The sequence below is a fragment of the Bacillus cereus group sp. Bce041 genome (genome assembly GCF_052646455.1).
In genome coordinates this window covers 1,065,713-1,077,148 of the sequence record NZ_JBQXON010000002.1, presented here as the reverse complement: position 1 = coordinate 1,077,148, position 11,436 = coordinate 1,065,713, and the positions used below count along the sequence as shown (strand labels likewise).

Below are 11,436 nucleotides of genomic sequence, written 5' to 3'. Positions count from 1 at the left end.
AAGCTAGTAAGATCCCTGAAAGATGATCAGGTTGATAGGTTCGAGGTGGAAGCATGGTGACATGTGGAGCTGACGAATACTAATAGATCGAGGACTTAACCATATAATATGTAGCAATGTTATCTAGTTTTGAAAGAATATAAAAAACTTATTGACTTTCGAGGTCAAATAAGTTAAAATGATTCTTGTCTTAAATGAATACAGTCTGGTAATGATGGCAGAGAGGTCACACCCGTTCCCATACCGAACACGGAAGTTAAGCTCTCTAGCGCCGATGGTAGTTGGGACCTTGTCCCTGTGAGAGTAGGACGTTGCCAGGCAAAATGGAGGATTAGCTCAGCTGGGAGAGCACCTGCCTTACAAGCAGGGGGTCGGCGGTTCGATCCCGTCATCCTCCACCATATATGTCGGAGGGGTAGCGAAGTGGCTAAACGCGGCGGACTGTAAATCCGCTCCTTCGGGTTCGGCAGTTCGAATCTGCCCCCCTCCACCATTCTTAATTAATGGGCTATAGCCAAGCGGTAAGGCAACGGACTTTGACTCCGTCATGCGCTGGTTCGAATCCAGCTAGCCCAGCCATTAAGAGCCATTAGCTCAGTTGGTAGAGCATCTGACTTTTAATCAGAGGGTCGAAGGTTCGAGTCCTTCATGGCTCACCATTTTAATGAAATATGCGGGTGTGGCGGAATTGGCAGACGCACTAGACTTAGGATCTAGCGCCTTTGGCGTGGGGGTTCGACTCCCTTCACCCGCACTTTTAATAAAATAACTCATACATGTCTTGCGGAAGTAGTTCAGTGGTAGAATACAACCTTGCCAAGGTTGGGGTCGCGGGTTCGAATCCCGTCTTCCGCTCCAATTTTCAATATGACATGCCGGGGTGGCGGAACAGGCAGACGCACAGGACTTAAAATCCTGCGGTGGGTGACCACCGTGCGGGTTCGACCCCCGCCCTCGGCACCATATGCGCCCGTAGCTCAATTGGATAGAGCGTTTGACTACGGATCAAGAGGTTAGGGGTTCGACTCCTCTCGGGCGCGCTTTTATTAACGGGAAGTGGCTCAGCTTGGTAGAGCACCTGGTTTGGGACCAGGGGGTCGCAGGTTCAAATCCTGTCTTCCCGATATTCCCAAAAAACACGGGGCCTTAGCTCAGCTGGGAGAGCGCCTGCCTTGCACGCAGGAGGTCAGCGGTTCGATCCCGCTAGGCTCCACTTTATTTAATATATGTCTCGGAGGTATACCCAAGTTCGGCTGAAGGGATCGGTCTTGAAAACCGACAGGCGGTGAGAATCGCGCGGGGGTTCGAATCCCTCTACCTCCTCCATTTTTTCTTTAATGGTTTAGACATATAATAATAAAATATTTATTTTTTCCTTCATGGAGGTATACCCAAGTTCGGCTGAAGGGATCGGTCTTGAAAACCGACAGGCGGCGAGAGTCGCGCGGGGGTTCGAATCCCTCTACCTCCTCCATTTTTTAAAACTTTATATTGTCGCGGGGTGGAGCAGCACGGTAGCTCGTCGGGCTCATAACCCGAAGGTCGCAGGTTCAAATCCTGTCCCCGCAACCAAATGGTCCCGTGGTGTAGTGGTTAACATGCCTGCCTGTCACGCAGGAGATCGCCGGTTCGACCCCGGTCGGGACCGCCATTTATGTTGGCTCGGTAGCTCAGTCGGTAGAGCAGAGGACTGAAAATCCTCGTGTCGGCGGTTCGATTCCGTCCCGAGCCACCATTTTTTTATGCCGGCTTAGCTCAATTGGTAGAGCAACTGACTTGTAATCAGTAGGTTGGGGGTTCAAGTCCTCTAGCCGGCATCATTTAGGGGCATAGTTTAAAGGTAGAACTGAGGTCTCCAAAACCTCCAGTGTGGGTTCGATTCCTACTGCCCCTGTAAAGTATATGGGCCTATAGCTCAGCTGGTTAGAGCGCACGCCTGATAAGCGTGAGGTCGATGGTTCGAGTCCATTTAGGCCCACCATATATTATTCCGCAGTAGCTCAGTGGTAGAGCTATCGGCTGTTAACCGATCGGTCGTAGGTTCGAGTCCTACCTGCGGAGCCATGGCCCGTTGGTCAAGTGGTTAAGACACCGCCCTTTCACGGCGGTAACACGGGTTCGAATCCCGTACGGGTCATACAAAAAGAGTCAGCATTATGCTGGCTCTTTTTTATTTTGTTAATCCTTTTTATTACGTTACTTTCCAGAAATAAATAAAGGAATTTTGGAAAAGCTATGGTATGTATAAAAAGGAGGAAATCATAATGACACGAGTGAGAGACTTAATGAGTACCCATATTGTACATTGTACACCGCTAGACAATGTATATGAGGCAGCTGTAAAAATGAAGGAAGAATCGGTTGGATTAATTCCTGTTGTTGAAAATGAGCAAGTTGTTGGGCTTGTTACTGATCGTGATTTAGTCGTTCGAGGGATTGCTGAAAAACATCCTGGATCTAATAAGATTACAAATGTAATGACAACAAATATTATCTCAGTTTCTCCAAATGATTCTATTGAAAAAGCTACAGAGCTAATGGCACAGCATCAAATTAGACGATTACCAGTAGTTGATAGTGGTCAACTTATTGGCATGTTAGCACTAGGAGATTTAGCTATAAGGGAATCAGCAGATGATCAAGCTGGATTTGCCTTGAGCGAAATCTCAGAGCGTACAGAGTAAATTGAAACTTTCATTAACCGAGAGTTTAATGGTCACTCATAAAGAGCTAAATTATATATAAATTTCAGATACATTATTCTAGTATATATGGATTAAACTAATATGTTAGCGTGATGTATCTGAGACATTATATAATAAGTATGTGGTTAATAATTTCGACATTTTTTTAAAATTTGTTATTCTTAATTTTTAATAAGAGAAAAGATGATATACTGATAGATATAAGTATTATGAGAGATTTTGAATATAACAATATTAATTTTTAGTGGTGCGATAATAAATTAATATTTCCTACATAGATGAAAAGGGAAGGGGAATTATATGAAGGCTGTACAGGGCGATCCAAATTGGAATTTGGTTACAGATACATATATAGAACCAAATAATTTCGCTGAATTATTTTCTTTGCTTGTACCTTGTCACCCAAAAGGTGAGGGGAAAGAACGAACTATATTAGTATGGAAAGAGAAAGAATTTTATAAAGAAGAAAATTTAGCGGCATTTATCGTATATGGCATGAATAAAGCAAAGAAATTACCGCAGTTTCATAAAGATGAAATTCCAACTTTAGTGCGTATTCTTCGCTTATGCCAAGAGATTGGTTGGTATGAAGAGGCAAATGATTTTATGATAGCGCAAGGATTAGCTGAGTTTGTTCATACTTCATTGGAATATGAAACATGGGATCTTTTGACGCAATCAGTTGCTTTAAATTATTTAATTATTAAATATCGTATAGGTGAATTGACAGATAGGGATATTGAAATTTGGGATAGAGTTAAATTTAATGAGAAGTGTATAACCGATTGTAAACATTTATTATCTCATAAAGAAGTATTGGAATTTACATTCTTTTATATGTGCAAGAGAGCGAAATCATTATCAAAAGAGCAATTAAATAGTGATATGATGAGTTTAGCAATGTATTGTAATACTTTTGTATATGATTTGTATACATATGATTTATTACGGAAATATCGTAAGTGTACAGATTTCCTATCATATTATGGACCTAGTCAGGCAGTTTTAGCATGTCAAAGAGCTGTATTATCTCAAATTTCCGATCGCTTAGACCCATTAAAGACAACGCATGTAGATGATTATTTATATGTGATGAAAGAAATGATGGAGCATATGACGATAGGAGTAATGGATCGATATGGTCATTTTATTGGAAAGCTACTATCTTATGTGCCATTTTTCGAAATGATACAAGTTCCACAGCATGCATATTATTGTGAAGAATTACTGTATATTTGTAAGGGCATTGAATATAAAGAAGAAACACTACGCAATTATATATTTATACAATTACATGATTGTTTACCATCATTCTTTAGGCTATTTCTTAAAAATAAGCGTTACGCAACGATTCATGATATTCTTTTCTATTGGTGCGATGACGAACAACGAATGAGCTTAGAGAAAAAATATAATCTGAGCTTTATTTATGAAAAATATGCTTGTGGATAAACAATATTTTCGATATGAAAAATTAATATAAATTAAAAAGGATCTCCAGTTTATGTGAGATCCTTTTTGTTAGTAAAACAAGGAGAAAGTGATTAAGACAAGAAACAACATTCCATATAGGAGAAGTTGTGCAGTATAACTTCCTTGTATACCAAAAAAAGTATTGGCTTTCTTATACAAATTCAATATGTATTTTATTGGAGTATCTTTGAAAGATTGGTACACAGTGTCTCCTCTTTCTAAGCTTCTTGTTTTTGTTTTTGTTTTTGGTTATAAGGGACATTAATATATCTAGCTACAAATAATAAAACAGCCATAAAGAATACTGGAAATACAGTAGATAAATAAAAGCCATTACTAATTATATTTGTTATGAGAGCACTCAAAAGAAAAATAGCATTATAAATATGGGCAATTTTTTGTTTTAGTTGCACTTGAAATGATTCCATCATAATTTCTAATGCAACAAAAGCAATAATAATAGATAAAAATACAATATTTGTATTGTAAATGATTAAACAACAGATTAAACCTAAAAAGGCTACGTATTCAATTATAAGAGGTATATTGCGTGGCATACAATTTACCTAACTAAATATGGCAGTGGATTTACTGCATTTGTTTTTTCAAAATTCCATTCTCCATTATGTAATTCAAAATGAAGATGTTGCCCGTATGAATGACCTGTGTTTCCCATATGACCTATTAATTGTCCAGTTTGTACTTGATCACCAGCTTGTACAGTGCGATCCTTCATATGAGCATAAACAGTTGTATATAATTTCCCATTGATTTGATGCGCAATGAAAACAACATTGCCATAGCTAGCTGAATAATAAGATTTCACAACTTTACCTGCAGCAGCAGCTTGGATAGAGACGTTTCCTGGAGCGGCAATATCTATACCATAATGCATTTGTTCCCAGCGTATATCAAAGGTTGAGCTAATTCTTCCTTGAGCGGGGAATTTGAAAGCAGCTGGAATTGATGAAGGCTGATCTGTTTTAGCTTGTGGTTGATTTTGTACTACATAGTGTTTTGCTACATATCCGTATCCTGTGCCAAAACGAATTTTATACCAAGTACCTACAGTTTCTACTACTTGTACTTGTGTACCGTTTTGTAATGAACCGAGTAGAGCGCTACTTGTACTAGCGGTGCTACGTACATTTAGATTAGGTGTTGCAACAGTATATTTTGTATTATTTTGAACGGTGATTCCTTTTACTAAGGGTTGTGAACCATTAGAGATGAATGCTTTTTGTACGTAACCTGTTTGGCCATTATGTGATATTTTATACCATTCGCCTTGATCTTCTTGAACGGTAATAAACTTACCATTTGGTAATACATCTAAAATGGAAGATTCTAAATTAGGTTCAGAGCGAACGTTTAATGCATTAGCATTAACGATGTATTGATCATTAGATTGAAGTTTGTTTTTTAGTAAAATAGCATCTTTTTGTACATAACCTACTTTATTATGAACAGATACTTTATACCAACCATTAGTTGTTTCAAGGATGTTCACTTTTGTATTAAAGCGAATTGTATCAATTGATGTGCTTTTTACGTTATCTTCTGTATGTAATGCTACTTGATCGACTTTGACATACCCAGTTTTAATATTAGATAATTGTTCAGCGTTTGCTTTTTGTACATTTGTTTCACCCATAGAAGGAAGTAAAGAAGCAATCGCTACAGTAGTTGCTGTTAAAGCAGTAGCTTTCATATTCATGGAATAGAGACCTCCTCTAGTTGTATAGTTGTAATTTTATTATAGTATAAAGATATAATATAGTGGGGGTATTCACATAAATGTAATATGAAATCAATATAAAAATAAATTTTTTGAAGATAATGATTCCTTTTTATACAATTAATCGGGGTTTTATTTTCTAAAATAGAATGTATGTATTGTATACTTTTGATATTATGTTGATAATTAAGAAAATTAAAAAAGTTGATGATGTCTTATTAGGGTGTTATACTGACAGTGATAATTTTATAGTTTGCTAGGAGAGCTGGTGTTGCCAGCTGAGAGTAGGCCGTAAGCCTTTGATCCTTTTTATTACCTGATCTAGATTATGCTAGCGTAGGGAAGCAATTCGGACACTAACAATGAGTCCCCGTTTCTTTGCGTATAGAAACGGGGCTTTTTTATTTGAAAATTTCATATTGAAACCACTAGGGGTGCTTGACTTGCTGAGAGAGGAATAATCCTTAACCCTTACAACACCTGATCTAGGTAATACTAGCGAAGGGAAGTGGAGCATCGAATAAATGTATAACTTTATTTGCTGTAACCACTTCTTATATATAGAAGTGGTTTTTTATTTAGATACATATATTGAAAGGGGATAGAGAAATGAAATTTTGCGATAGATTATTAGAAACTGTGCAACCGGTTTGGGAGATGAGTCATAATCATCCGTTTGTAGTGGGTATGGGAGATGGCACGTTAGAAAAAGATAAATTCCAGTATTATATTATTCAAGATTATTTATATCTGCTAGATTATGCAAAGTTATATGCGATTGGTGTTGTAAAAGCAACGAATCCACAAGTAATGGGAAAGTTCGCTGAACAAATTGATGGAATATTAAATGGCGAAATGACAATCCATAAACAATATGCAAAAAGACTTGGAATTTCTATAGAGGAGATAGAGTCTGCGAAACCATCTGCTAAAAATTTAGCTTATACAAATTACATGATGTCTGTATCTCAAAATGGCACACTTGCGGAATTAATAGCAGCGCTTCTTCCATGTATGTGGAGCTATTGGGAAATTGGAAAGCGTTTAAATGATATTCCTGGAGCAAGAGATCATGAGTTTTTTGGTGAGTGGATTCAAGGATATAGTTCGGAAGAATACGGTAATCTTTGTATTTGGTTAATAGATTTATTAAATGAAATGGCAGTTGGAAAGTCTGAGACAGAACTAGAAAGATTAGAGGAGATCTTCTTATATTCCAGTCGATTTGAATATTTATTCTGGGATATGTCCTATCGTAAGGAGATGTGGGGATTTGAGGAGCAAGAACATACTACAGTTTCATAATGTTTCTTTTCATTACGATGAGAAACCAATCATCCATGAATTAAATGCTTCTATACATGAGAAAGAGTTTGTCAGTATTATCGGACCGAGTGGATGTGGGAAAAGTACTTTATTTCGCCTTATTACAGGTCTAGAAAAGGTAAGTACTGGACAGATAGAACTGACAGAAACAAAGCACCATCCTGTAGGATATATGCCGCAAAAAGATATGCTTTTGCCGTGGAGAACAATTATTGAGAATGCTGCCCTGCCGCTAGAGTGCCAAGGTGTACAGAAGAAAGAAGCAGAAGTAAAGGCAAAGGAACTGTTACATAAATTTGGTTTGCAAGGGTATGAGAAAAAATATCCGAAAGATTTATCTGGTGGTATGAGACAACGTGTATCTTTTATTCGAACTTTATTAACAGGCGGGGAGATATTGCTGTTAGATGAACCATTTAGTGCGTTGGATGCTTTAACGAAGACCTCTTTGCAAGAATGGTTGTTTGAACAATGGCAAGAGTGGGAAAAAACAATTTTATTCATTACTCATGATGTTGAAGAAGCGTTATTTCTTTCAAACCGAGTTTTAGTAGTGGAACAGCAGCCGATAACGACTTTGACTGAACGGACTGTACCGCTTGATCATAACAGAACACGAAAAGATTTATATAAACCGGAAGTATTAGCGCTGAAAGATGAGCTTCTTAGTATGTTACAAAGGCAGGTACTTGTGTGATGAACCGATTGAAAGAATTAGTTCCTGCTATTACACTTTCTAGTATTTTACTAGCTGTGTGGGAAATAGGAGCAAGAATTGTAGATGAGATGTACATTTTACCGTCACCTTCTGCGATTTTAATGAAGATATGGAAACTAAAAGACATATTATTTACAGTTCATTTACCTGCAACGTTATACGTCGTTTTAATAGGTGTTGTTATCTCTATCGTATTAGGTGTAGGGCTAGCGATGTTAATGAATGCGAGTACATGGATGGAGAGAGCATTTTATCCATTATTAGTTGCTTCACAAACGATTCCGATTACTGCGCTTGCTCCGCTATTTGTTTTATGGTTTGGATATACAATTTGGAGTAAGGTTGTTGTCACAGTTTTAATTACGTTTTTCCCAATTGCGGTCAATACGTATGATGGACTGCGTAGTACGAAAAAAGAATGGGAGGAGCTCTTAGTTACATATGGAGCAACAAAAAGAGATATTTTTCTTAAATTAAAGTTGCCGTCTGCTCTTCCTTATTTTTTCTCAGCTTTAAAAATTGCAGTTCCGCTTAGTGTTATCGGAGCAGCAATTGGAGAATGGCTCGGTGCACAAGCTGGGCTTGGATATTTCAGTAAGAGAATGATGACGCAGTTAGATGGAGCTGGCGTATTTGCACCTATTGTATTGTTATCATTATTAGCTATTTTCTTCGTCGTAATTATTTCCATATTAGAAAAGAAATTCATTAGTTGGAGGAAGCATTCATGAAATTTTTAAAGCGCATCTTTGTGTTTACATTATTAATTGCAATAATTGCAGGATGTTCGAGTAATTCAGCATCAGACAAAAGTAAAAAAGAGAAAGAAATAACAGTCATGTTAGATTGGTATCCAAATGCGGTACATAGCTTTATCTATGCAGCAATTGAAAAAGGATACTTTAAAGAAGAAGGTGTAAAGGTAAATATTAAATTCCCTTCTAATCCGACTGATCCATTAACGCTGGCAGCAGCAGGGAAGGTGACAGTTGGCTTGTATTATCAGCCAGATGTTGTTATGGCGAAAGCGAATGAGCAAATTCCAGTGAAATCAATTGGGGCTGTCGTACGTTCACCATTAAATCATGTTGTATCACTGAAATCAGCGGGCATTCAATCACCGAAAGATTTAGAAGGAAAAACAGTAGGATACTCTGGAACACCATTAAGTGAGATGTATTTAAAAACGATGGTAAAAGAAGCTGGTGGTAATCCTGATACAGTGAAAGTAGTAGATGTTGGCTTTGATTTAGTACCAGCATTAATTACGAAGAAAGTAGATGCGGTAACAGGGGCATACATTAACCATGAAGTACCTGTTATGCGTCATGAAGGCCATGAACCAGCGTACTTTAATCCAGCTGATTACGGAGTACCAAACTATCATGAGCTTGTGTTTGTAACAGGTGATAAAACGTTGAAAAAAGATAAAGAGGCGTTGCAAGCTTTCTTACGTGGTACGAAAAAAGGCTATGATTTCATGAAGAAAAACCCAGATGAAGCATTGAATATTTTATTAAATCATCAAGAAAAAGAAAACTTCCCACTTGTGCCAGAAGTTGAAAAGGAAAGTATGAACATTTTATTAGAGAAGATGGAAACGAAAGATGAGCCATTCTTATCAGATTCAAAAGAATCTTGGGAGAAACAAAATAAGTGGCTGAAGGACAAAGGAATGACGAAAGAAACCGTCCCAGCCGATGAATTATTCGAAAATATTTTAAAGTAGGCGAATGAATATGAAAAATGAGCTCCACGTAATCTCAAATGGCCATATGCCATTCGAAGAGTTAGTGAATGTAGCGATGCAAGTTGAGAGTGAGATTGATTATTTGCATATTCGTGAGCGTGAGAAGAGTACGAAGGAATTATATGAAGGTGTGGAAAGTCTATTAATGGAGGGCTTTCCAGCTTCTAAAATTGTCATAAACGATCGAATTGATATTGCAATTTTATTAAATATTCCTCGTGTTCAACTAGGATATCGAAGTACAGATGTAAAGTCAGTGAAAGAAAAGTTTTCGTATTTGCATGTCGGTTATTCTGTGCATTCGCTAGATGAAGCAATAGTAGCTTTTAAAAATGGAGCGGATTCACTCGTTTATGGCCATGTATTTCCGACAGATTGTAAAAAAGGTGTGCCAGCGAGAGGGCTTGAAGAAATTTCAGACATTGCAAGGTGTTTATCTATACCGATTACAGCAATTGGAGGAATTACCCCAGAAAACACAGTGGATGTTCTTACTAACGGTGTAAGCGGTATAGCAGTTATGTCTGGAATTGTAAGTAGTAGTAACCCGTATAGCAAAGCGAAATCTTATAAGGAATCAATAAGAAAGTGGGCGGAAAAACATGTGTGAGAAGTATGATGTAGCGATTATTGGTGGTGGTGTAATTGGTAGTTCAGTTGCACATTTTCTAGCAGAAAGAGGACATAAAGTAGCGATTGTGGAGAAGCAAAGTATTGCATCGGAAGCTTCAAAAGCAGCTGCTGGTTTACTTGGTGTTCAGGCAGAATGGGATGCGTATGATCCGCTATTTGAACTTGCTAGAGAAAGCCGAGCTATATTTCCACAACTTGCAGCAGTTTTACGTGAAAAGACGGGTGTTGATATTGGATATGAAGAAAAAGGAATTTATCGTATTGCTCAAAATGAAGATGAGAAGGAAAGAATTCTTCACATTATGGATTGGCAGCAGAAAACAGGTGAAGATTCTTATTTTCTAACGGGAGACCATGTGCGGGAAAAAGAGCCATATCTATCCGAATCTATTATAGGAGCAGTATATTATCCGAAAGACGGTCATGTTATTGCACCAGAGCTTACGAAAGCATTCGCACATTCTGCAGCGATTTCCGGTGCTGATATATATGAACAGACAGAAGTATTTGATATCCGTATTGAAAATAATAAAGTGACTGGAGTTATTACAAGTGAAGGTATTGTCACATGTGAGAAAGTCGTTATTGCAGGAGGTTCATGGAGCACGAAGTTACTCAGTTATTTTCACCGCGATTGGGGTACATATCCAGTTAAAGGAGAAGTGGTTGCGGTAAGAAGTAGAAAACAACTTTTAAAAGCACCTATTTTTCAAGAAAGATTTTACATTACTCCAAAGCGCGGTGGACGTTACGTAATTGGGGCAACAATGAAGCCACATACGTTCAATAAAACTGTGCAGCCAGAAAGTATAACTTCTATATTAGAGCGTGCTTATACAATATTGCCAGCTTTAAAAGAAGCAGAATGGGAAAGCACGTGGGCAGGATTAAGACCACAATCGAATCATGAAGCTCCTTATATGGGAGAGCATGAAGAAATAAAAGGTTTATATGCTTGCACGGGCCATTATCGAAACGGTATTTTATTAAGTCCTATTTCTGGCCAATATATGGCTGATTTAATAGAAGGAAAGCAAGAGAATCATTTGCTAGATTCATTGCTTTCTAGAAGAGTTTAGAAAGGGGATGGAAG

10 protein-coding genes, 20 tRNA genes, 2 rRNA genes and 2 riboswitches are annotated in these 11,436 nt (G+C 37.8%); of the genes, 30 read left to right on the top strand and 2 right to left on the bottom strand.

All coding sequences use genetic code 11. The annotated features are described in order from the left end of the window. The 24 genes from ACUN13_RS11685 to ACUN13_RS11570 form a co-directional block, all read left to right on the top strand. A 23S ribosomal RNA gene (locus ACUN13_RS11685) occupies positions 1-103 on the top strand; the annotation flags it as partial. 101 nt (positions 104-204) lie between these two features. Then, positions 205-320 (top strand): 5S ribosomal RNA (gene rrf, locus ACUN13_RS11680). Between the two features lie 5 nt (positions 321-325). Further along, positions 326-401, top strand: a tRNA-Val gene (locus ACUN13_RS11675). Between the two features lie 8 nt (positions 402-409). Further along, positions 410-493 (top strand) — tRNA-Tyr (locus ACUN13_RS11670). Between the two features lie 11 nt (positions 494-504). Continuing rightward, positions 505-579 (top strand) — tRNA-Gln (locus ACUN13_RS11665). 4 nt (positions 580-583) lie between these two features. Then, a tRNA-Lys gene (locus tag ACUN13_RS11660) sits at positions 584-659 on the top strand. Between the two features lie 14 nt (positions 660-673). Then, a tRNA-Leu gene (locus ACUN13_RS11655) sits at positions 674-754 on the top strand. A gap of 29 nt (positions 755-783) precedes the next feature. Further along, positions 784-858 (top strand) — tRNA-Gly (locus tag ACUN13_RS11650). A 16-nt stretch (positions 859-874) separates the two neighbouring features. After that, positions 875-963: transfer RNA gene (locus ACUN13_RS11645), tRNA-Leu, on the top strand. Positions 964-966: 3 nt separating this feature from the next. Next, positions 967-1,040: transfer RNA gene (locus tag ACUN13_RS11640), tRNA-Arg, on the top strand. Between the two features lie 10 nt (positions 1,041-1,050). Next, positions 1,051-1,124 (top strand) — tRNA-Pro (locus ACUN13_RS11635). A gap of 16 nt (positions 1,125-1,140) precedes the next feature. Next, positions 1,141-1,213: transfer RNA gene (locus tag ACUN13_RS11630), tRNA-Ala, on the top strand. A 20-nt stretch (positions 1,214-1,233) separates the two neighbouring features. Further along, a tRNA-Ser gene (locus tag ACUN13_RS11625) sits at positions 1,234-1,326 on the top strand. A gap of 55 nt (positions 1,327-1,381) precedes the next feature. Next, positions 1,382-1,474: transfer RNA gene (locus ACUN13_RS11620), tRNA-Ser, on the top strand. Positions 1,475-1,495: 21 nt separating this feature from the next. After that, positions 1,496-1,572 (top strand) — tRNA-Met (locus ACUN13_RS11615). Positions 1,573-1,575: 3 nt separating this feature from the next. Further along, positions 1,576-1,651: transfer RNA gene (locus ACUN13_RS11610), tRNA-Asp, on the top strand. 8 nt (positions 1,652-1,659) lie between these two features. After that, positions 1,660-1,735 (top strand) — tRNA-Phe (locus tag ACUN13_RS11605). A gap of 9 nt (positions 1,736-1,744) precedes the next feature. Then, positions 1,745-1,817, top strand: a tRNA-Thr gene (locus ACUN13_RS11600). Between the two features lie 6 nt (positions 1,818-1,823). Then, a tRNA-Trp gene (locus ACUN13_RS11595) sits at positions 1,824-1,894 on the top strand. 10 nt (positions 1,895-1,904) lie between these two features. Further along, positions 1,905-1,981: transfer RNA gene (locus ACUN13_RS11590), tRNA-Ile, on the top strand. An 8-nt stretch (positions 1,982-1,989) separates the two neighbouring features. Continuing rightward, a tRNA-Asn gene (locus ACUN13_RS11585) sits at positions 1,990-2,064 on the top strand. Position 2,065: 1 nt separating this feature from the next. Continuing rightward, positions 2,066-2,137 (top strand) — tRNA-Glu (locus ACUN13_RS11580). A gap of 127 nt (positions 2,138-2,264) precedes the next feature. Continuing rightward, positions 2,265-2,684, top strand: coding sequence for a CBS domain-containing protein (locus ACUN13_RS11575; protein ID WP_000199011.1), 420 nt, complete (start codon positions 2,265-2,267; stop codon positions 2,682-2,684). A 321-nt stretch (positions 2,685-3,005) separates the two neighbouring features. Continuing rightward, a complete protein-coding gene (locus ACUN13_RS11570) occupies positions 3,006-4,157 on the top strand; it encodes a DUF3965 domain-containing protein (RefSeq protein ID WP_445423781.1) in 1,152 nt (383 codons plus the stop codon). Between the two features lie 239 nt (positions 4,158-4,396). Here the strand turns inward: ACUN13_RS11570 and ACUN13_RS11565 are convergent, their stop codons facing one another. After that, complete coding sequence (locus tag ACUN13_RS11565; RefSeq protein WP_049108207.1) at positions 4,397-4,735, bottom strand: hypothetical protein; 339 nt, start codon at positions 4,733-4,735, stop codon at positions 4,397-4,399. Between the two features lie 5 nt (positions 4,736-4,740). Then, a complete protein-coding gene (locus ACUN13_RS11560) occupies positions 4,741-5,895 on the bottom strand; it encodes an SH3 domain-containing protein (protein ID WP_001056037.1) in 1,155 nt (384 codons plus the stop codon). Positions 5,896-6,164: 269 nt separating this feature from the next. Continuing rightward, positions 6,165-6,276, top strand: a riboswitch (TPP riboswitch). Between the two features lie 60 nt (positions 6,277-6,336). Next, positions 6,337-6,440: riboswitch (TPP riboswitch) on the top strand. A gap of 85 nt (positions 6,441-6,525) precedes the next feature. Here ACUN13_RS11560 and tenA point away from each other — a divergent pair. Genes tenA through thiO form a run of 6 tightly spaced genes read left to right on the top strand, consistent with a single transcriptional unit; the run spans position 6,526 to position 11,422 of the window. Beyond that, positions 6,526-7,221: a thiaminase II gene (tenA, locus tag ACUN13_RS11555; RefSeq protein WP_000666828.1), complete on the top strand. Its 696-nt coding sequence runs from the start codon at positions 6,526-6,528 to the stop codon at positions 7,219-7,221. Further along, on the top strand, positions 7,190-7,939 hold the full coding sequence (locus ACUN13_RS11550; protein ID WP_001256791.1) for an ABC transporter ATP-binding protein: 750 nt from the start codon (positions 7,190-7,192) through the stop codon (positions 7,937-7,939). Before tenA ends, ACUN13_RS11550 begins: the two co-directional genes overlap by 32 nt. Next, complete coding sequence (locus tag ACUN13_RS11545) at positions 7,939-8,691, top strand: ABC transporter permease (protein ID WP_001080853.1); 753 nt, start codon at positions 7,939-7,941, stop codon at positions 8,689-8,691. Before ACUN13_RS11550 ends, ACUN13_RS11545 begins: the two co-directional genes overlap by 1 nt. Beyond that, a complete protein-coding gene (locus tag ACUN13_RS11540) occupies positions 8,688-9,689 on the top strand; it encodes an ABC transporter substrate-binding protein (protein ID WP_088345612.1) in 1,002 nt (333 codons plus the stop codon). Before ACUN13_RS11545 ends, ACUN13_RS11540 begins: the two co-directional genes overlap by 4 nt. A 10-nt stretch (positions 9,690-9,699) precedes the next feature. After that, positions 9,700-10,320 (top strand): thiazole tautomerase TenI, encoded by a 621-nt coding sequence (gene tenI / locus ACUN13_RS11535; protein ID WP_445423780.1) that lies wholly within the window; start codon positions 9,700-9,702, stop codon positions 10,318-10,320. Next, positions 10,313-11,422, top strand: a complete 1,110-nt coding sequence (thiO, locus tag ACUN13_RS11530; RefSeq protein WP_000333313.1) for a glycine oxidase ThiO — start codon at positions 10,313-10,315, stop codon at positions 11,420-11,422. Before tenI ends, thiO begins: the two co-directional genes overlap by 8 nt. Positions 11,423-11,436: the final 14 nt, after the last annotated feature.